The organism is Paenibacillus sp. OAS669, assembly GCF_014873645.1.
Classification (GTDB): domain Bacteria; phylum Bacillota; class Bacilli; order Paenibacillales; family NBRC-103111; genus Paenibacillus_S; species Paenibacillus_S vulneris.
Genome location: NZ_JADBDR010000003.1, coordinates 232,161 through 253,541, shown reverse-complemented (window position 1 = coordinate 253,541; position 21,381 = coordinate 232,161). Strand labels below are relative to the sequence as shown.

The window sequence follows — 21,381 nt, the reverse complement described above, 5'->3', positions numbered from 1 at the left end:
TATAGCCCCCCATGTCTTCCGTGAAAAATAAAATGCCTCCAAGGTGCTTTCCCCAGGAGGCGCGCGATCCGCTGTTTCCGGACGAGAACGATAATACCATATCCATCCAAAAATGGTCAAATTGCGGTCTGCTTCTTTAACAGAAAAAAAGAGTGACCAGTTTAAACCGCACCTGCGGAAATAAGGGTCACTCCTTATAGCTATTGGGTCAGCCCCTACGAAGCACTATGCATTTTAGTACACGTCGCGTTGGTAACGTCCTTGCTCTTGCATCGTATTGAGGTACGCTTCAGCCGCTTCGCGGGTCATGGAGCCCTCTTTTTCAATGACATCAATCAAAGTGTTGTGAACGTCCTTCGCCATATACTGCTTATCACCGCATACGTAGAAGCAAGCTCCGCCTTCCAGCCATGCAAACATTTCCTTGCTGTTTTCAAGCATTTTATGCTGAACGTATACTTTTTGCTCCGAATCACGGGAGAACGCAGCATCGATTCGAGTCAACACGCCGTCCTTTTGATATCCTTCCAGCTCGCTTTGGTACAGGAAGTCCGTCGCTGCATGCTGGTCACCGAAGAACAGCCATGCTCTTCCGGACGCTTTGCTCACCGCACGCTCCTGGATGAAGGAGCGGAATGGCGCGATTCCTGTTCCCGGACCTACCATAATAATATCGGTGTCCTGAGATTCCGGAAGATTAAAGTGCTTGTTTTGTTGAATAAAAATCGGAAGCGTGTCGCCTTCATGAAGACGCTCTGCGCATTGTACGGAGCAAACTCCTTTGCGTTCGCGTCCATGGGCCGTATAACGCACCGCACCGATCGTCAGATGCACTTCTTCAGGATTGGCGGCAATGCTGCTTGCGATGGAATACAGCCGCGGAGGCATCTTTCTCAACAAGGCAACCAGCTCTTGGGCAGATGCTTTCCAAGGACCGAAATCCCGAAGCATATCAAGAAAATCACGGCCTTCGGTATATTCCTTCAATTGATTCGCGTCGGCCGCCATCGCTTTCAGCTTCTCGTTATCGGTAAATTCAGCCGCCTGCTGGAGCATTTTTCTCGACAACAATGTGAGCTCAAAGTAGGTAGACAACGCTTCTTTTAATGGCAGAGTGTCCCCTTGCTTGCTCACGGCAACAGGCTGATCTCCATCCCAGTTCATTTCGCTCAGAATGGAAGCTACCAGCTCCGGATCATTGGTAGGAAGAATACCAAGGCAGTCACCTGGAACATATGAAAGGTCGGATCCTTTTAACGAGAGCTCGAGATGTCTCGTTTCTTTTTTGGAGCCTGCACCGTTTAAGTTTACATTTTTAATTACTTTGGCTTGGAACGGATTCGTTCTTGAATAGGTTGTAGGCACTACAGTCGATTGCATAGATTTCACCTCTAAAAGTTGTTTGTAAGTAGGATACCACAAGAATGAAAAATCAGATATGTTTTTTCACGTAAATTTTCTTATTATTGACAAAAAGGATGGTTTTATTACTTAATCTGTCAAAAAAGGACGAGCAGGCCGATATATAAATTGTTGTGAAACTTTCCCCAGCCCTTGCTCGTAGTATATGATAGAACTAAGCCTAAGCTTACAACTCGGCTGGGCTTAGGAATGTTCAAATGAATTCCAAATACTTTAGGAGGAAACAATGGACCCCGAACCGGAACGAGAAAATTTATTGGAATTACTGAAGAAAGGTAACAAATCTTCTGCACTGGCGATGATCGGCAACGCTTTGATTGCCGCAGTCAAGGGTGTAGGTGCTGCCATGAGCGGCAGCGGAGCTATGTTCGCTTCATCCATGCATTCATTGGCGGACAGCATTAACCAAGGCTTTGTATTCGCAGGCAGTATTCTTGCGGAGAAAAAACCTACCCGGCAGTTCCCTACGGGATTCGGACGAGTGATTAACATTTTTTGTATGATAGCTGTGATTGTAGTAAGCATCATGGCTTACGAAACGATTCGCGAAGGATGGCATTTGCTTCAGCATCCCGTTCAGGCCGGCGGAGGATTCTGGTTAAATATCGGAGCGTTATTGTTTAACCTTGCCGTCGACGGAGCTATCTTGTTGAAAGCGATGAAGGAAATTACGAAGGAAGCCCGGGTCGAAACCAAGGGATTCGGATTTATTTTTTCATCTTTTAAACACGTGGGCCGCTCAGCGCCTCCTACTCGTCTTGTGTTTTACGAGGATCTGGTTGCTGTTACGGGCGCGGTATTAGCTTTGGCAGCCGTGCTGATCACCTCTTTGACGGCCTTTAATGCGTTGGATGGGGTCGTTACCATCCTTATCGGCTTATTAATGGTAGGCGTAGCCTTTAGAGTTGGTTATGACAATATGGTAGGCTTAATCGGTGTAGCTGCTCCCCGTGATGTAGCTGAGAGGGTCGCCATGCTGATTCTTTCCGACAAAGATGTAACCGACATTAACGACCTCCGGATTACCCAGGAGGGACGCTATTACCACGTCGATGCTATGATAGAATTACGCAAAGGCTTAACCTTGGCCGATGCTGACGATATAAAGTTTCGGGTTCAGGATAAGCTGATAGCTGATCCCGATATTACGGATGTTGTGTTAGGAATTATTGAAGATAACGGTGTCAAAGACTGGACGCCTGAGGTTCTTAACGAATTTGCTTAATGATTAAGGAAAAAGCTGCGGCATTGATATGGATACCATCCATGTCAATGCCGTTTTTTGTGCTGGCCTCGAGCAGTAATTGTCAGCCCGTTCGCTCAACTATGCTGGCTGCTGGCTGCTGGCTGCTGCCTGCTTGGAGGCAGGAAATTTCAGAATATATGAGAGATTTTTCAGCAAACAAAAAGAACAGCTGCCTGCTTAGACAGCTGTCCCTTTGTATTCGCACAGGCCGCCGCGCGGCATATGCCAGCTCATGATGAGATTTATTCCAAGAATGGTTTGGAATTAAGCTGCTTTTAAAGATTGCCGGGCTCTAACCATCTTGGAAAATAAAAAACGGACTAGCGGCCCCATGATCAGTAACTGCAGAGGAAAAGCGAATACCAGATTTTTAATAAAAATCAAAAGGTAGCTTTTTATCAAGGAATCTGAAGGAAGTCCATTATTGATAGAAGCCGTTATCAGGCCGTAGAACGACATGAATGTTACCATGCCAAGCACCATGCAGCCGGACATGGCCAGGATCAGCAGCAGCTTCTTGCTCTTATCAAACGGCAGTTTGGAAACCACCTTCCCGGCTATCGGGCTCACCACCAGCAGCTCCAACGCTGCAGCAACCAGGAAGGTTACAATAAGCTGGAGCATTCCTTTCATAAACGTCATGCCGCTAAGCAAATCATTCATCAGCAGGTTATAGAAGGTCATTGCTATAACCATTCCGCAGCACATCATCAGTCCAAAACAAATCCCTTGCTTTTTCGTCGTAGGCAAATCCTTTCTTCCCTTCTTTTATTTTTCTTTGTAAGTATAGCGAAACGAAATTTTTCTCATAAGTGAACGTTTTGTGAATTTTCAGCAAAACAAAAAAGAGCAGACCACTGAGGTACCTGCTCTACGTATTGGATTCTGCGGCTATTTCATTATCTGCGGGTCATTGAAGGATGGTCATTACGCTAATCGTCCACATAGTTAATGCAAACATCGTACAGCTCCAAAACAACTCGGCGGTGTATTTTCTCTTATGAACGATTTTCTCTATGGCTTTCAGGAATATCCACACAAAGAGAAAGCTGAATACCGGAACAAAGTACATGGCACTAAAGCCAAAAATCACCATAGCTGCTCCCCCAGACTCAAAATCATTTCCCATGGTCTGCTCGAATGAATCCTGTTTAAGCTATCTGGACAATTCTTGCATTTTGGCATAGCGGATAAGTATGGATAAAGCCGGATATAGAAGCTTTCATCTCCTCAAAGGAATCCCCGTAAAAATATAAAGCCGTTTCGGTATTCCCCTGCCAGTACCGTTCCACTTCTCCCTTAGATCCCACAAGTGCGGATAACTCCTCTAATACGACATTGCAATCGCACTCCGCGTAAACGTTGGCAGGAAGATGGACCCCATCCAGATAAACCGCCAGTCCTTCCTTTTGGCCAAAGTCAATGCGTTCGTCTGAATCTTCAATCATGAGATGCGATCCTTTGGGAGCGCCCGCGTCTTCAAGGATTTCAATCACTTTACGGATAATCATTTCGCGATCGTTCCCGCTATGAAGTTGAATTTCAATATCGCAGAACAGAATTTCCCCCGACTGGGACTGCATCGTCCCTCCTCCGATGATTTCACCGTAGTTATTGGAGCAGAGAAATTCATCCAACGGATCCTCATACAGCTCCGCTCTATCTACCGGCATTATTTTGTCGTTCAATTGAATAACCATAACGATTCCATGTTCATTCGACATCCTATCACCCCTCCCAGATCAATTCGACGCTTGGAAAATAATCCCTCCCCTTCAATTGGAAAAAGCGCTGGTTTTCATTTGTAATAAAACTGAAATATACCATTCATCTTCCTTTAATGTTGCTGGGCTATACTAATACCTGACCCCCTTTTTAATATATAAACCTTAAGACCCGCGGCCCGTTGCCAGTGGGTCTCTTTTTTTGTATGAAGCAAGTTAGCAACTTCACGCGGTTCCCCGTTAGAACGGTCCAAAGGAGTGAAATTCCATTTGAATGCGGCCATAAAACAGCGCACCCGTATCATCCTATGCCTTCTATTCGCCTTCTTCGTCTCCTTCGCTATCACCCTTTATCTGCTTATATCGGACAAGAACCATGCAAGCATTAGCATGTGGATGTTTTTCACCCTGTGTTCGCTAGGGCTCCTGGGAGGCAACGCGGTGGTTTGGCTCATGCTTGTCAGCAGAAGCAGAAGCAGAAGGGCAGAACGCAGGAGTACGGACTGATCCCTTTACTATAAAAAAAGCTGCCGATTGGCAGCCGCACACTCATTCACTTTTTCGCTTCTCTCTTTAAAGCCGATTTCATGTCTGAGCTCAGCTTTGCAATATTCGGCTCCGGCACGCTTTCCTTGGTGAGCTTCGCTTTGGTCTTCAGCTTGGCGATCCGATACACGCTCGCGTCTATCGTTTCCTGCTTCAGAGCTCCCTCGCGCGCCGCTTGCAGCAGCGCATTCAGCACGGCCCGCTCCTTCGCAGGCTCATGTCCGACCAGGACGATATCCGCCCCCGCCTGAACGGCTTGCACAGCCGCCTTATCGATCGGCATCGTCGAACCAATAGCCTCCATCGTCATATCATCGGTGATGACGACGCCTTTAAAGCCCAGCTCTCCCCTCAAATACTGCTGAATGATGACAGGAGATAGTGATGCCGGCAGCTTCGGATCCAGCTTCGTGACGAGGAGATGGGCTACCATCACCGCATCGGCTCCTTGGCGGATCGCTTCGGCGAAGGGTGCGAACTCGACGCTTCTCAGTCGTTGCAGATCATGCTGAACAATGGGAAGCTCCTTGTGAGAATCAACAGACGTGTCCCCATGCCCGGGAAAATGCTTGACAACCGGAATAACACCGCCGGACTGTATTCCCTTCATCTCCGGAATCGCCATCCTGCTTACTGCTTCGGCCGTGGAACCGAAAGATCGGTCCCCGATGACCGGATTGTTCGGATTGCTGTTCACATCGAGCACCGGGGCAAAATCAATGTTCAAGCCGAAGGCCCCCAGAGCGTGGGCGAGGGTGCTCCCCACTTTATAGGCATAGTCCGGATCCTGGGCAGCTCCAACAGCCTGACTTGCAGGAAAGGCGGGAAGCTCCTTAGGCAAGCGCGATACCCTGCCGCCCTCCTGGTCGACGCCCAGCAATAAAGGGAGCTTGGCGGATGCGTTCTCCTTTTGCATCGATTGGAACAGGCTCCATGCCTGATGACTATCCTTGATATTAGGTCCGAAAAAAATAAAGCCGCCGACGTGGTCCTTCGTAATATGGTTCCGGGTCGTGTCATCCAGTACGGTTCCTTCTACTCCGAACAGCACCATCTGCCCGAGCTTTTCCTCCAAGGTCATCGAGTTCACCAGATCCTGAATCGGATCCGGAGCAGCTGTCGGTTTCGGCGATACGGCTGGCGGTGCGGTCTCCGTGCTGCCTTGCCTGGGGGCAGTCGTACAGCCGGAAACTATAATCAGGCCGAATGCCAATGTGCAGTTAAGCATCCTGTGCAGCAGCGATCCTTTCATTCCTTCACCTCCATGGATTTCCTCTTGTTAGTCTGGCAAGCTGTACGCCGATTTAATCCAATGATCCAAAAACGTTTCCATTTCCAGAAGGAAACGGTTGTTAAACATAGAATACTAAGTTAAATAACTCAACCTAAGAGAGGATGAATCTGCATTGCTATTTCAAAAACAAGATCGACTCGTTATGATTGGCGACTCCATCACGGATTGCGGCCGAAAAAAACCGGAAGGGGAAGGCCGTAACGATTCGCTCGGCAACGGCTATGTCGCTTTGGTCGATGCCTTCCTTCAATCCTTTTATCCGCAGCTGGGCATCCGTGTGACGAATATGGGCATCGGCGGCAATACCGTGCGTAACCTGAAAGACCGCTGGGAAACCGACGTACTGAATTTGAAGCCGGATTGGCTGTCGATCATGATCGGCATCAACGATGTATGGCGTCAATATGACTTGCCGCAGCTTGTTGAAAAGCATGTGTACATAGAGGAGTACGAGCAGACGCTGCGCGAGCTGATCGAACGTACGAAGCTTTCCCTGAAGGGCCTAATTCTGATGACTCCTTACTACATCGAGCCTAATCCCAATGATGGCATGAGAGCCGCTATGGACCGGTACGGCGCCGTCGTCAAAAAAATCGCCGACCAATACGGCGCTGTCTTCGTTGACACGCAGGAGGCGTTCAAGCCTGTGCTGGAGCATATTTATCCGGCAACGTTGGCCTGGGACCGGGTTCATCCGAACATGGCGGGCCATATGACCTTGGCCAGAGCATTCCTTAACGCTGTCGGCTTCTCCTGGAATGGAGAACAATAATCCTGTATTCTACTAGGATTCGATACACATAAACTATGTAGGCGATTCCTTCACCGGAATCGCAAGATCAACGCCAAGGGCTGCCGCGGATTAAGCGACAGCCCTTATTTCATGAAAGCACTTGATATCACGGCGGCCGCCTGCAGCCTAGACTCCGATAACCGTCAGCTCTTTCGGATAAGTTGTCAATACTTCCGCCCCTGCCTGAGTGACGTATACATTATCTTCAATCCGGACGCCGCCCAGTCCCGACATATAAATTCCGGGCTCCGCCGTGAACACCATGCCTTGTCGCACCAAATCCGTATTGCCGCCATGAATGGAAGGATACTCGTGGATTTCGAGCCCGAAGCCATGTCCTGCCCGGGTGATGAAATATTCCCCGTACCCTTTGCTCTCAATAACGCTTCTTGCGGCATGATCCAAACTGCCGAAGGGAACTCCCGGACGAACAGCCTCAATCATGCTTCGGTTCGCTTGAAGCACCGTTTCATAGATCTCCTTGTGACGCGGGCTCACTTCACCTACGGCAAAGGTACGCGTCAAATCCGACGCATAACCCTCCACGAAAACACCGGCGTCAATGAGCAGGAACTCTCCCTCACGGACGGCGTCCGTTCCCGGTACCCCGTGGGGCAGACCCGTCTTCTCACCGGTCAATACCATTGTATCGAACGAAGGTCCTTCGGCCCCCAAGCGCTTCATGCGATATTCCAGCTCCGCAACAAGCTCCACTTCGGTTACCCCCGGTTTAACCAGCTGTACCGTATCCCGTACGGCCTCCTCTATACATTGAATCGCCCGTCGTATCGAGGCGATTTCCTGCTCGCTCTTGATCACCCGGAAATCGGCGATCCGGTCATCCAGCTGAACGATCTCCGCGGCTCCCGTCGCTTCCTTCAAGGCGAGATACCGCTTCACATTCATATGCTCGGCTTGAATCCCCATACGGGATATGCCGTTCCCAAGATGGCGTTTCAGCACCTCATAAGGGTTATCCGTGTCCTGGTGCGAAACGATGCGCGTTAAGCTCGTTGAACGCACAGCCTTCTCGTAATCCAGCACGGGAACCATCAGCATCGGCTCCTCGCCCTTGGCACAGATTAGCGCCATAAAGCGCTCATGAGGGTCCGAATAAAACCCGGTAAAATAATAAACCAGCTTAGGCAGCGTAATAAACAGAACATCCAATGCTTCATCTTCCAGAAGAGAATACAGCTTCTTGATACGGTCGTTCATCTGTTCAGCCTCCTTCAATTGCCTTCGGCATCCAGGCCGTCAGGCGGTGTTTCCTCACTCACTCTTTAACACCTATTGTATCATAAGCGAGACCCTTGCTTCCTCACTGCGCAGTCCCCTTCACAAGCGGAGCATAGCTTTAAAGCGGAAGTTCATGTGCATCGCGGAGAGTCCCGATTTAAATAAAATGAGAAAGACCCGCGCAAAAACCACAGCGCGGGTCCAGGTTGTTGAAAAAACCTTTTGCGAGAACTGTGCAACATAAGGAGGCGGGATATGCCTCGGAAGAGTTTACGTCCACCTTTGAAATCCGTGAAAATACCGCTAAATCCAATCCAATTCACGGGTTTCAATAGTGGCTGGAGGGGTATACCCCGCTGGAGTATCTCGGCTATATTTCAAGTTCTATAGGTTTTTCAACAGACTCGACCCGCGCGAAATCATAGCGCGGGTCTCCGAATGGCCTATACTCCTGACCAGACGTCCTTCACGTAACGTCCTTCCTTCTGCAAGACTTGCAGCCAATCGCCGGCTGCTTCTTCCGATACTCCCTTGACCTCGCAATACGCCTGCTTCATCGTCTCTTCGACCTCCGGTGCCATCCTGCTTCCGTCTCCGCACACATATAGCATGCCGCCCCGTTCGAGAACGCCGATGAATTGTGCCGCATTGAGCTTCATTAGATCCTGGACATGCTGCCGTGGCTGCCCCTCCACTCGGGAGAACGCCGTATGAAGCGTCACAAGTCCGTCGCGCTGATCCTGCTCCAGCTCCTCCTGATATATATAATCCTGCTCAGGATTACGGCAGCCGAAATACAGATGCGCCTCTCCCAGAGTCTTTCCTTCCTGCTTGAGGGCACGCCTTGCCTGAAGGAAGCCGCGGAACGGCGCTACTCCCGTTCCGGGTCCAATCATGATGATCGGGGTCTCCGGATTATCGGGCAGCTGGAAGCCCGACTCAGGGGTTTTGACGAACATGACGATGGCATCACCCGGTTCGCGTCTTGCCAAGTAGTTCGAAGCTACACCCAAATAGGTTCCGCGGCCGCTTCTAGCCGGTCCCCTGACGACGCCGACGGTAATGCTGGCCTTATCCTGCTGCAGCTTGGGCGAGCTCGAGATTGAATAATACCGCGGCTTGAGCGGCGGAAGCAGCTCAATGAACCGTTCAAAGGGCAGCTCGCAAGCCGGGTACTGCTCGAGCAGCTCAAGCATCGTCAGACGCTTGCTCTGTACCTGCTCCTTGTAGGCCTCCTCCTGAAAGAGCGCCTCCAGCTCCTTCTTGTGCGGCGGGCAAACGGTGAAGGCTGCAAGCTCCCGCAGTTGTGCCCGTGTCGCCGCCTCCTGCAGCTCCACGCTGTGCCTCAACAGATCATGGACGCTGATCGGCCGGTCCAGCGGCAGATGAGCCGCGCTGCGGCCGCTTCCGCTGATGATGAGGTGATCGCTGCCGCTCAGCCCGTAGCGCCGCAGCACACGGTCAACCAGCTCCGGCGAATTCTCCGGAATCACGCCGAGGTGATCCCCCTCCTGGTAAGTGACCCCCTCGGGCAGGACAATTTCCAGGTGCCTTGTGCTTCGTTCGCTGCCCTCCTTCTGCAGCTCCCTGTTCTCGGCAACGGTAGCTAGCGTCGCATCGTAGCTGTCCGCCAGAGGCGTGCCAACCAAGCCACTGACAAACTGTATGCTTAAGGTGCTGGTCTCCTGCTGGGGTTTGCTGATGGCCTTCAAGCCCATTTCGTGGAGGACGTCCGGCCACAGACGCTCGCTCCAATCGTCGACCTGCTTCTCGAAGTCGCCGCTCGCGTCAGCCTCTCCGCGCACGACCAGACGCGTCGCTCCTTTGGCCTGCAGCTGCTCGTCAATGAATCGCGGAACATGCTGGTACGTGCTTGCCCAATTATGGTCGCCGCAGCCGAATACGGTATAACGGACCCCGTTCAACTCGCCGTGCTCCACGCCTTCCAGCCACTGCACGAACTCACGGGCGTTGCTTGGCGGTTTGCCATTGTAGGACGCCGTGACGATGAATACGGCTCCTTCCTTGGGCAGCTTGCCTACGTAATCGTTGAGCGGAGCAACCTCACTGCGGAAGCCCTGATAACGGGCCTTATCCGCCAGATCCCTGGCGATGCCTTCGGCAGTACCGAGATTACTGCCGTACAGCACCAATAATGGCGTTTGGTGAGCCGCCTCGACGGCCGCTGCCGGCTCTTCCTGCTGCGCAGACCGCTTTTCGGCTTGAGGGGCCGTGCCTACAGTCGAGAATACCGTTTGGGCGCCGCGAGGACGAACACGCATCGTGAAGCCTTCCGGCTTCAGCGTCAACGTCTCTTTTACCTTCAGCTGATAATTCGTATGGTCGATGATTTCAAAATGACGGAGCACCATGCCCAGAACAAGTGTGGCTTCCTGCAGTGCGAACTGCTGTCCAATACACGCGCGCTGTCCGTTGCCGAAGGGCTTGTAGGCATGAAAAGGAATCTTGCTCGGATCTTCAAAGCGCTCCGGCACAAACTCATCGGCATTCTCGCCCCACACCTCAACATCCCGGTGCAGCTTCGGGATCAGGACACTGACGCTGTCGCCCTGCTTCATCGGATATTTCCCGGCCAATAAGGTGTCTTCCTTCGCATAGAGCGAGAACGCGGGAGCCGTAGGCCACAAGCGCAGCGATTCATTAAGAATCATACGGATATAGTTCAGCTCCCGTACCTGTCCATAGGTCGGAACGGGATCCTTAAACACCCGATCGACCTCCTCGCAAGCCTTCTGTAGCTTATCGGGATGCTTCAGCAAGTAATATAGGGCGAAGGAAAGCAGTCCGCTGGTCGTTTCGTGCCCGGCAATCAGGAACGTAATGATCTGATAACGGATGTTTTCATCGTCCAGCGCCTCTCCCGTATCCGGGTCCTTTCCGTTCAGCATGTGGGCCAGCAGATCGTCACCCTCGCTTCCATGGGCTTTGCGCTCTGCGATAATTTTATCTACAAGCGAGTTCATCACCTGGATATCATGTTTGAACTGCCGCTTCGTTATGACCATCAGCTTATCCTGCAGCCCGAGACGCTGAAGCTGATTCATCGCCTCGTTCAATGCGCGCACCATACTCGTAATGAAAGGATGCGGCTGTTCGCGGTAAAAGCTGTTGAACCGGTAATTAAAGCCGCAAAGCCCGATCGTATCCAGCGTTAAGCGGGTCATATCCTCGGGAACCTCGACGCTTTCATCGGGGTTCAGCCGCGCCCATTTCTGAATGAGCTGAACCGCAATATCGACCATCATGCCGTGATAGCCCTGCATCGCTCTTTGCGAGAAGCTCGGCAGCAAAATATTGTGCGCCTTGCGCCAATTGGGCTCTTCCGTTTCGCTTGTGAACAAGCCGTCCCCCGCAAAAGCACGCACCTTCCTGAGCGGTGCCCATACTCTTTTATCAAATCGGGATTCGTCACAGGCATCCTCTACCAGCTCATGGCTGGAAATAAAGATTTCGCTTCTTCCCGGCATATCGAATCGAAAGATAGGACCATATTCATAAGCAACCCTGACCAATGATTGAACCGGCTCATCCAAGTTCAGTTGAGGCAGGTTACCGAGCGGTCCGAAGGTTTTGGGTTGGGGGATCGTAACAGATTCGGGTTGAGTCATAGAGTTCATCCTTTCCAATGGAGACTTTATCATACATGAAATCAAGTCGTAGGTTCATCTAGTTAATTTGCCAATAAAGTGCTTGATTATGCAAAAGCAACCATAGGAATGAATATTCATTCCGCATGCGGTTCAGAACTACGCAGACTTAGCATTCTGCACAATTCCTTCATTTCCATGCATCGTTCAGACGTTCTTCCCATGGACACTGACCGCATCCCAGCAGCTTTCCTCCAGCTGTCCGAGCATTTGCGGAGTTTCCGTCAGCTTTCCGGCGCGAATCAGGCTGAACACCTTGGCAAATGCACCAAACACAATCGCAATCAATACATTCGCTTGTGACGGACGAATGATCCCTTGTTGAATGCCTGCAGCGGCGTAAGCATGAAGAAAATCCATCAATTGACGAAACGACTCCCGGCTCTCCGGGTCCAAATATCTCGCATTGCTATGAGTATCAACGAAATAAAAGCCGTGGATATTCGCCTTGGCAAAACGAACCATAGCGAAAAATACATGTCTGAACTGCTCTCTCACACCGCCTGCTTCGGGATAATCCCGCTTCACGGTGTCATGGAGACCTTGGACGCAGTCTTGAAACAACGCATTCACCAGTGCCTCCTTGTTCTCGAAATACCGGTAAATCGTGCCCGTTCCAACCTCCGCCTTGTCAGCAATCATCGGTACGGTCGTCCCGTCATATCCCCGCTCCGCGAATAAGACGAGGGCGGCCTCCATGATTTTATCCCGCTTGCTTAACGTCGCTTCCATCTATCGCCCTCCTTCCAGGAAATGAATGAATATTCATTCCTCACCTTTTTATTGTAAATCAGCCTCATCAATGATTGCAACTTCTGCGCTTCTTCAACCACATTTAGCAGAAATTAATAATGATAAAAATGCCTTTGATGATAAAATACGCTAAAGGGATCAGCTCGATTATCGAGCACACATGCTAATACGCCGCGGAAAGGAGCCACACTATTGAGTTCCACATTATGGTAATATGGAGGGAAAGAGGTGATAGTTTTGGCTCATCCGAACGACTTCATCAGCGAGTTTTTACAGCACGATTTATCCCAAAGAGAAGACGTGGAGACCGTTGTTTTGTGCGGCTCCTATGCGTCTGGAAAAGCGGCAGAACACAGTGACGTCGATTTATGCTATATCGGCGTGTTCGATCATTTTCAAAGAGAAAGCATTTACTATTGCGGACGTGAATTCCAAATCATGATCGCGCCTTGGGCATGGTATGAGCATGTTGTTAAGGATTACGAACGCAAGGGAAACATCGCCACCATTACTATTATGTTGGCCACTGGCCGATGCTTAATCGGTGATAGCGGGAGATGGCGGGAATTGCAAGCCTTGGCATACCGTTTCTATCATGAGGGCCCAAAGGCTCCATCAGCTGATGAAACGAGAAAACTCCGGGTTCAGCTAACCGATTTATGGGAAGATTATCTCGATATTATCGATGCTCGGGAAAAAGAATGGCTATCCTTCGTGATCCTTCAGGAGTGTGTCAATACGTTATTTGTAACTCGCCGGTGGTGGGCTGTAAAGCCCAAATACCAGCTTTAAAAAATAAAGAGCCGCAACGTCAGTATAGCCGAACTGCTTGAACGGTGCCTCGCTTCACCCGGCTCCAAAGAGGAGCTGGAAACGCTATGCTCCTATGTTCTTGAACCAATCGGAGGTTGGATGAAGGAGGGCTGGAAGGCTTAAGACAATACCCGATTTGATCGCATTACCGGAGGCTTCGGTCTCCGAAGGAATCTCGCTTACCAACAAAGCCGTGTTATTTTCTATCACTCTCTCATCCCCCGATCAGCCATCTGTCTAAGAAACTCCGGCACCAACCTGTAGAGCCCTGCCTATACGGGAAACCCCTTCTTCTATTTGCTCCTCATTCAAATGACCGTAACCCAGCAGCATCCGGTTGTCCGGCAGCACCGTTACAGCCACCTGCTGCTCCAGCAGCGCATCACTCAAGCCTTCTGGAAACGGATGCTTAAACTGTATGACCATATGCAAGCCGGCAGCCTTGCCGCATACCCGGAAGGGCATGTCCACCACCTTATGCAAAGCCTCGACCAGCTTCTCGCGCCTCTTGCGGTACAGCTTTTTCATTTTAAGGATATGGGTGTTGAGATAGCCCGCCTCCATGAATCGAGCCAGAGCCAGCTGGTCCAGGCTAGGCGTCTGGTAATCGGTCAGCTTCTTTAGCTTCCTGCACAATGGAACCAGCGGCTCGGGCAAGACCATGTAACCGATCCGAAGTGAAGGAAACATAATTTTACTAAAGGTCCCGATGTAGATGACTCTCTCCGTGCAGAGACTTTGCAAGGAATGAACCGGCGCGCCGTCGAACCGGAATTCGCTGTCGTAATCGTCCTCCAGGATGTAGCTCCCGCAGCGGCGGGCGTACTCCACCAGCTCGATCCGCCTTTGGATTGGCATGATTCCTCCCAACGGGAACTGATGCGAGGGCGTGACATAAATACATTTGGGCCTACTGTCCGCGGGCAGACTCTGTGTCAGCATGCCCGAATCGTCCACCGGGATCCGGTGCAGAACAGCGCCTGTCGAGGTCAGAATCGTCCGCAAATCTTCATTGGACGGATCTTCAACTACCGCTTCATCTCCTTCCGCTAGCAGCGCCCTCACGATAAGATCCAGAGCCTGCACGGCGCCATTGGTGACAAGGATCTGTTCCGGCTTGGCAATCACGCCCCTCATCCTCCACAAATAATCGGCCAATATCCGCCGCAATTCCGGATTCCCTGAACAATCTCCATAATCGAGCTGCGACGTGGAAGCCTCCATGCACACGCTCTGAAGAAGGGCGCCCCATTGCTTTAAAGGAAATAAATCGACGGCTGGAAGTCCGGTACGAAACGAAATCACACCCTCAGCCGAGTCAGCCCCTGCACGCTCATTCTCAGCTAATTTCTTAGGATTCGAAGGCCGATATCCGAGTAAACGCGCTCCTTCCGCTACATAGCTTCCGGCCCCCTGGCGTCCTGTAATATAGCCCTCGGCCAGCAGCAGCTCGTACGCCTCCAATATCACGTTGCGCGAAACATGCAGCTCCCCGGCCAGCTCCCGCGTGGAGGGAAGCTTGTAACCCGCCGGCAGCCTGCCGGACAAAATAGCGCCTCGGAAGGCTTCAAACACCTGCCGGAACATGGGCAACCGTGATTGCTTATCAATAGAAAACCACAAAGGCCGATCCCTCCTTTTTAAAGTGGTACTCTCAAAACTACTAATTACTGGCTCTACCAACAACCAGTTACAGCCTGCTACAGTAAGAAGAACCCAAAGTAAAAGGAGATGCTTAACGGATGAACGTTCGAACTACCGCTTACCTGGAGCTGAGTGCCGCCGCTGTTCTTATAGGAAGCTCTGTCGTAGCAGGCAAATGGACCACGATGCAGCTACCCGTTTTTTTATCCCAATCCATAAGCCTTGCCATCGCCTTGATACTGCTGGTCCCGATGGTATGGATGAGCCGTAGCGCCAGTCTTTCACTGGCCAAAAAAGACTTGCTGTATTTACTTTTACAAGCGTTCCTTGGGATGTTCCTGTTCCGCGTGCTGCTGCTTTACGGTTTAAAAACCGCACCAGCCGCCGAGGCCGGCATCGTAACCAGCCTGACTCCGGCGGCCGTAGCCGTTCTGTCCTTTATTTTCTTGAAGGAACGATTGACGACTAGACTCCTCATTGGGGTAACGTGTTCCTTATTGGGGATTATCAGCATTCAAGCTCCGGCCTGGTTCGTATCAGCCTTTTCGCCCCACTCGGCGGGCTCCTCCTTCGGTCTGGCTCTCATTCTGGCGGCTGTATGCGGGGAAGCGATGCTCACGATTCTGCGGAAAATGACGGCAAGCAGCGTGTCCTCCCTGGTCGGAACAACTTACGTGACTTTGTTCTCCTTCTTGATGTTTACCCCGTTCGCACTGGTCGAGGCTAACCAATATGACTTCGCTTCTATTCATCTGAAGGAATTCGGTATGCTGCTGTACTACGGCGTTTTCGTCACTGCTCTCGCCTATATCCTGTGGTTCCGCGGTGTTGCCAAAGTATCTGCGGGAACTGTCGCCGTCTATACCGGATGCATCCCCGTCAGCACGTTACTGCTGTCTTATGCCGTGCTGAAGGAGCCGGTCTCGGCGGCCCACCTTGTAGGCAGCGCCTTTGTTTTCTTAGGAATTTGGCATGTGTCCAGGAGTCATGCAGCGGAAGCCCGATTGGCTGCCGTCAAAAAATAAACTACCAACCCTTTAAATGCGTGTGTACTTTCATAAACAGATATAAGGCGGGCGGTGTAGTTATGAAAAAATGGCTTTCAGGCTTGACGATCAGTACCAGCTTGAAGACACCTTTAAGCTGAAGCTTCATTCATCCCCTCTTTTTATGCATTCTATATTACCATAAGTTGGATAATAGAGAGGTAAGATTTAAGCCTCCTACCTTAAAAAAGAAAAAGCTATCGGCCTTAACGGCCGACAGCTATTGAAATATCCTCATACATTCGCTCTAGCACAGCTACTCCCAACGCCTCGCTCTGCTTGGCGAGCTCCAGTAACCGGATTGCTTCCCGAGCCTGCTCCGGATCGTTCGGTTCGCCGCCGTGCGGATGAGGAAACCGCTGTTGAAATTGACGAAAGACTTCCGCTACCTGCTCATAATGCTTCCCCGCTTCCCGGGCCAATTCCCGGAAAGGTTCCCCAATTTCCTTGACTCCACTCCATCTATCAGGCAAAGTCTTGAGAAACTGGGCGGCAAACTCCCTTGCGTCGCCAACCACCTCGGCATTGTAAGCATTGCCGAACGGGTTTACGGTACGGCTCTGGAAAGCCTGAATCCAGGCATCGTATCCGGCTAATCCGTGTCTATACTCTTTGGACAAAGTAGGAGCTTCCTCATGGGCGAATTGAATCGCCCGCTCCAAAGCCCCTGTCAGCGCCTGTACCAGATCGCTGGGAACCGATTCAAGAATTCGCAGCATGAAGACGAAGTTTAACGGCAGCTCATTCAGCTTGGCATAGGGCAGGGGCCCGTCATGTGAAGGGTCTTTGCAGTAAAGCTCCTGCAGCTCGTCGTCATATCCGTATATGACCCCGAATTCCGGAATAAACAGACTCCATCCGATGGCCGGGATCCCGCGGTCGATCGTCTCCTGAGCGAATCGGATCGCTTGCTCCAGCTTTTCCGGCGGTGCCGGTGTCCGAAAGCCATGAAGCTGCTCGCACCGGAATCCAAGAAGATTCAATCCCTTTTCCAGCAGCTCCATAGGCGAGAACATGGTCGGTCCCGCAGGGCTTACATCCGCAGGATGAATATTGATTCGAAATGCATGGCTGGTCAGCCCCATCACATCAACCAGGGAATAGTCGTCTTTTTTGTCCGTGTATTGCAGTGCTGCATAAATCGATTGCGCTGCAGCGGTATATGTCTTGTCCCAGGAACGCTCTGTCATTTCCGTCATCTCCTCACATTCGTATAGGCTGTACAAGCACACGGCGGGTAGGCTTTCCATGCTGCTGCTTCTCCAACAAAAAACCTCGAAAATAGACACGAATGCGTTCCCTCTGCACCTTCGTACGTGAACGGGAGATCGCCGTATAGACCGAGCCAATGGAAACACCAAGCGCTACGGCAATCTCCGCAGGAGTAAACTGGCGGAATACATGGGCTTCGAAGATAGCCCGTTCCTTCGCCGTCAAGCATTGGAGCAGCTGATACAACCCGTTATACAGATCCTTGCGCATCCACTGAACCTGGGGATCTTGATGAGGACCTGGCTTTTCCTCCAAGCGTACCGTCATGCGATATAACAGGCGATCCAGCATGGAGCCGTCGCCCGCGGAAGGAGACAGGAATCGCCGTGATTCCAACGCGGAAAAGGAACTCTCTCTTCCGTTCGGCCCCCCCCTGCGAAGCTTCATCATAGCCTGATTCCGGACAATCCGCTGCAGCCAATACCGGAATTTGCCCGGCTCCATCAACGTTTCGATCCGCAAAAACGCGGCCACCAGCGCCTCTTGAACAATATCCTCAGCCAGATGACCATCCTGCGTGATGACGGTTGCCCAGCCTAGTGCCCTCTCCCGGTGCCTTCGTACCAGCTCCCCGAATGCCTCGCAATCCCCTGTACGGGCATGGTCTACCAGCTGGTCATCCTGAAGGCTTATGACCTCCTCCACACCATCTCTAACTTCATTGGACATGGCAGAGTCCTCAAACCATTGCGTAATCAACCCATTCACCCCTAAGTGTCCATGTTGGTTACATTCGTATCAACAGTTAGATGCCATTCGGAGGAGGAATCTTACAACGAGGTTACCGGAATTTCAAATGAAACCGTGGTACCTTGATCTGCCAGGCTTTGAATCATCAGCCCGCTGCCATACATTTGCTTTAATCTCCGATTCGTATTGGTAAGTCCGATCCCGCCCCATTCTTTCTTCTTCGTTGGGTCCAATGCCATGCGGATGTCGTCGGCCTTCATCCCTTTTCCATCGTCTTGAACCTCTATGAGAATGCAATCCCCTTTGCGATCGATCCGGATACGTATCGTCCCGCCCCTTGCGCGGCTTTGAATGCCATGTCTCACCGCATTTTCTACCAGCGGCTGAATGGACAGCGGCGGAAGAAGCAGAGTCTCATCCGCATTCCCTTCCCACAGGATGGAGAGCCTGTCACCAAATCGTTCTTTCTCTATATACAAATAAGTACGGACAAGCTTCAGCTCATGAGAAAGAGGTACCAGGCTGCCTGTATTTAGAAAATGAAAGCTGATTCGCAGGTATTCGATAAACGCATCCCCCAGCTTGCGCATCCTTTCGGTATCCAGGTCACTCAAGGCCATAATGGAGTTCAAGGTATTAAACAGAAAATGAGGCTGTATTTGCGCCTGCAGATAGGCGGCCTCCATGCGAAGATGTTCGTGAACCGACTGCTTCAACGCAATTAAGGACCGGATTCGGTATTTTAACTCCAATGCATCGACCGGCTTGGCGACGTAATCGTTAGCACCGGACTTAAATCCCGCATAGATATCCGCGGGCTCGTTACGTGCCGTTAACAGCAAGACAGGAAGCTCTGATACAGAGAAGCGCTCTCTTACCAAACGAGTCAGATCGTAGCCGGACATTTCCGGCATCATCACATCGGCGATAATCAAATCCCACTGCTCCGTGCCGAGCAAGGACAATGCTTCGTCCGCAGAGGAAACTAATTTGAGATTATAAGGTTCTGTTCCGAGAATGCCTGCAAGCACCTTCAAATTCACCGGATCATCGTCTACTGCAAGTATATTTGCCCTTCCTTCTTCAAAAGGTACCGATTCCACCTCGATAGAAGGGTATGGGTATGGACCTACTACGCTTTCCGGAAGGAGCCGGGGCGGTGTGTCTATGCCACACGCCACAAGGTTTGATGCAGGTATTTCCTGCAAATCCAGCATAGGCAGCGTGAAGCTGAATACGGAGCCTTCACCCGGAGTGGAGCGAACTGTAATATCCCCGCCGTGAAGCTCCACAAGCTCCTTGCAGATGCTTAACCCGAGACCAATCCCCGAGCTATTACTGCCGCCGTGAAATCCCTGCTCGTATCTGCTGAAAATACGGGCTTGCGTTTCTGCATCCATGCCATACCCTGTATCGGAAACTTCAATAACGACCTGGCCGTTCTCGCTTCGGGCAGATACGGCTACCGTCCCTTGCATAGTGTACTTTAGAGCGTTATGAACCAGATTGAACAAAATTTGCGTTAATCTTTTTTCGTCTGCAAGAACGGGCGGTATCGTCTCCGGGATCTTCATTTCCAGCTGAACGGGCTTGCTCTCCGTCATAAACGCAAGCATGCCGAAAACACCAGTGACGATGGAGCGGACCGCCAAGGGTTCCTTCTTCAGCACAATGCGCTTCTCCTGAAGACGCGCCACGTCCATTAAATCCTCCACCATATGAGACATCCGGGTGCTGATCATGACGAGCAGCTGCAAGTCCTCCATGCTTTTGTTATCCAACGTATGCTGCTGTCTGTTCATAAGGCTTTGGGAAATATTCAAAATCCCATGCAGCGGAGTTCTTAGCTCATGCGATGTATTGGCGAGAAACTGATCCTTAAGCCTATCAGCCTCTCGAAGCTGCTTATTCAGTCTCGCATTTTCCTCTGCATTGCGGAAATACTGCTTGAACCAATAGGAAGAGAATGCGATAATAGCCGCAATCATATCGACTGGAAAAAATACGTTGCTAACCTTCTCACTGAAATTAAAGGCTCCCCACAAAATGCTTGAAGCGATGCTTATAATCGCAAGCAGCAGATAGATGGAGTCACTCTGCCTTCTAAGCACCATCTTGATGGCCAGGTAAACAAACCAAAGCATCGGAAAGAAGTACAAAAATCCGAAAAGCATTGCCTTTCTGGAATAATAAATAAGCGGAGGCGATGCGAATAGGGTGAAGATCGAATATAGTACGAGAAGAATGGTATAAAAATGAAACAATCGTCGGTTGTCCGGCTTTCCATATAACATTTTAGTCAAATATAGAATAAAAAAAGAAACTCCCATGTAGGCGAACAATCGGATTTTTAGAATCCACATATAATTGATCGGAAACCAAATCTGCAGTATCTTGTCATTATCGGACACAACCGTAATCGCCGCGACCAGAAGCAGCAGGAAGAATAGAAGAAGCGCTTTTTGCCGTGGATGGAAAAGGTACAGGATGCATGCATACAGGCCGTGCAGCAGCAGGACGACAAATGTCACAAGCTGAAAGCCGATGGAATACCAACGCTCAAAGTCAACGGCCGCTTGCGAGCCGAATCGGATCGATTTGGCTATGCCCCCGAAAAAAGGATGCTCAAAATTAGCTGCGCGGATAAGCAGCTCGATTTCCTCCGCCCCATTGGCCTCATACGAGGCGGTATACGAAACATTGTAAGGCTTGTAATTTTGCCGATTCTCTGCCGGATGGCCGAACTCCTTTTGCTTTTGACCATTAATCTCTACGACGGAAGAGGCTTGGATGTCCTGAATCCAGACTGTGTAAGGCTGTTTCAGGCCTGCATCGACCAAAATACGCAGCCGGTAGGTCCCGTATCCGTAAGACGTGTCGGTACCTTCCGGAAAAGCGCTGCGCCAGTCCCCGGGAACCTGGAGATAATGCGGAGCTTCGGCCGAACGGCTGGTTGATGCTTCATGCGAGATGAAGGCTGAAGGGTAAAACTCCCATTCCCCATTAAGGCTGATGGTATGTGAGGTTTCAAAGTTCCAACCGCGCATGTCAAGCACACCTTTAACCACGGTAGGATGCTCCGGAGTTGAAAACATCACGGACCAAAGCAGCCGAAAGCTTAGAAGAACCGCGACAAATAGAGTGACCATGAAGAAATATTTTATGTAGGATTTGTTATCCTTCATTCTTAGAGCGGGTGCGTTGAACACGATCTTTGGCTGCTCCTTTTTT

15 protein-coding genes are annotated in these 21,381 nt (G+C 50.8%); 4 read left to right on the top strand and 11 right to left on the bottom strand.

The genetic code is table 11. The features are described 5' to 3' along the window. Positions 1–234: 234 nt before the first annotated feature. Positions 235–1,380 (bottom strand): sulfite reductase subunit alpha, encoded by a 1,146-nt coding sequence (locus tag GGC63_RS09025; protein WP_192702004.1) that lies wholly within the window; start codon positions 1,378–1,380, stop codon positions 235–237. A 268-nt stretch (positions 1,381–1,648) separates the two neighbouring features. On the opposite strand from GGC63_RS09025, the gene GGC63_RS09020 reads away from it, so the two are divergent. Continuing rightward, a complete protein-coding gene (locus GGC63_RS09020; RefSeq protein ID WP_192702003.1) occupies positions 1,649–2,647 on the top strand; it encodes a cation diffusion facilitator family transporter in 999 nt (332 codons plus the stop codon). A 285-nt stretch (positions 2,648–2,932) separates the two neighbouring features. Here the strand turns inward: GGC63_RS09020 and GGC63_RS09015 are convergent, their stop codons facing one another. From GGC63_RS09015 to nagZ, 3 genes are all read right to left on the bottom strand, one after another. Beyond that, complete coding sequence (locus GGC63_RS09015; RefSeq protein ID WP_192702002.1) at positions 2,933–3,418, bottom strand: DUF2798 domain-containing protein; 486 nt, start codon at positions 3,416–3,418, stop codon at positions 2,933–2,935. A gap of 401 nt (positions 3,419–3,819) precedes the next feature. Further along, a complete protein-coding gene (locus tag GGC63_RS09010; RefSeq protein ID WP_192702001.1) occupies positions 3,820–4,392 on the bottom strand; it encodes a hypothetical protein in 573 nt (190 codons plus the stop codon). A 553-nt stretch (positions 4,393–4,945) separates the two neighbouring features. Beyond that, complete coding sequence (nagZ, locus tag GGC63_RS09005) at positions 4,946–6,190, bottom strand: beta-N-acetylhexosaminidase (RefSeq protein WP_225948066.1); 1,245 nt, start codon at positions 6,188–6,190, stop codon at positions 4,946–4,948. 184 nt (positions 6,191–6,374) lie between these two features. Between nagZ and GGC63_RS09000 the strand changes: the two genes are divergently transcribed. Further along, positions 6,375–7,004: an SGNH/GDSL hydrolase family protein gene (locus tag GGC63_RS09000; RefSeq protein WP_412973859.1), complete on the top strand. Its 630-nt coding sequence runs from the start codon at positions 6,375–6,377 to the stop codon at positions 7,002–7,004. 147 nt (positions 7,005–7,151) lie between these two features. Here the strand turns inward: GGC63_RS09000 and GGC63_RS08995 are convergent, their stop codons facing one another. From GGC63_RS08995 to GGC63_RS08985, 3 genes are all read right to left on the bottom strand, one after another. Beyond that, a complete protein-coding gene (locus GGC63_RS08995) occupies positions 7,152–8,243 on the bottom strand; it encodes a M24 family metallopeptidase (protein WP_192701999.1) in 1,092 nt (363 codons plus the stop codon). Between the two features lie 464 nt (positions 8,244–8,707). Next, complete coding sequence (locus GGC63_RS08990) at positions 8,708–11,893, bottom strand: bifunctional cytochrome P450/NADPH--P450 reductase (protein ID WP_192701998.1); 3,186 nt, start codon at positions 11,891–11,893, stop codon at positions 8,708–8,710. A gap of 186 nt (positions 11,894–12,079) precedes the next feature. Next, positions 12,080–12,664 carry a TetR/AcrR family transcriptional regulator gene (locus GGC63_RS08985; protein WP_225948065.1) on the bottom strand — a complete coding sequence of 195 codons (585 nt, stop codon included), beginning with the start codon at positions 12,662–12,664 and terminating at the stop codon, positions 12,080–12,082. Positions 12,665–12,913: 249 nt separating this feature from the next. On the opposite strand from GGC63_RS08985, the gene GGC63_RS08980 reads away from it, so the two are divergent. After that, on the top strand, positions 12,914–13,477 hold the full coding sequence (locus tag GGC63_RS08980; protein ID WP_192701997.1) for a nucleotidyltransferase domain-containing protein: 564 nt from the start codon (positions 12,914–12,916) through the stop codon (positions 13,475–13,477). 258 nt (positions 13,478–13,735) lie between these two features. On the opposite strand, the gene GGC63_RS08975 is transcribed toward GGC63_RS08980, so the two are convergent. Continuing rightward, positions 13,736–15,121 carry a PLP-dependent aminotransferase family protein gene (locus GGC63_RS08975; RefSeq protein WP_192701996.1) on the bottom strand — a complete coding sequence of 462 codons (1,386 nt, stop codon included), beginning with the start codon at positions 15,119–15,121 and terminating at the stop codon, positions 13,736–13,738. Positions 15,122–15,240: 119 nt separating this feature from the next. Between GGC63_RS08975 and GGC63_RS08970 the strand changes: the two genes are divergently transcribed. Then, the gene (locus GGC63_RS08970; RefSeq protein WP_192701995.1) at positions 15,241–16,167 is read left to right on the top strand and encodes a DMT family transporter; all 927 of its coding nucleotides are present in this window, start codon (positions 15,241–15,243) and stop codon (positions 16,165–16,167) included. Positions 16,168–16,394: 227 nt separating this feature from the next. On the opposite strand, the gene GGC63_RS08965 is transcribed toward GGC63_RS08970, so the two are convergent. From GGC63_RS08965 to GGC63_RS08955, 3 genes are all read right to left on the bottom strand, one after another. Further along, on the bottom strand, positions 16,395–17,378 hold the full coding sequence (locus tag GGC63_RS08965) for a hypothetical protein (RefSeq protein ID WP_192701994.1): 984 nt from the start codon (positions 17,376–17,378) through the stop codon (positions 16,395–16,397). A 13-nt stretch (positions 17,379–17,391) separates the two neighbouring features. Next, positions 17,392–18,159 (bottom strand): RNA polymerase sigma factor, encoded by a 768-nt coding sequence (locus GGC63_RS08960; protein WP_192701993.1) that lies wholly within the window; start codon positions 18,157–18,159, stop codon positions 17,392–17,394. 71 nt (positions 18,160–18,230) lie between these two features. Then, on the bottom strand, positions 18,231–21,359 hold the full coding sequence (locus GGC63_RS08955; RefSeq protein WP_318781008.1) for an ATP-binding protein: 3,129 nt from the start codon (positions 21,357–21,359) through the stop codon (positions 18,231–18,233). Positions 21,360–21,381: the final 22 nt, after the last annotated feature.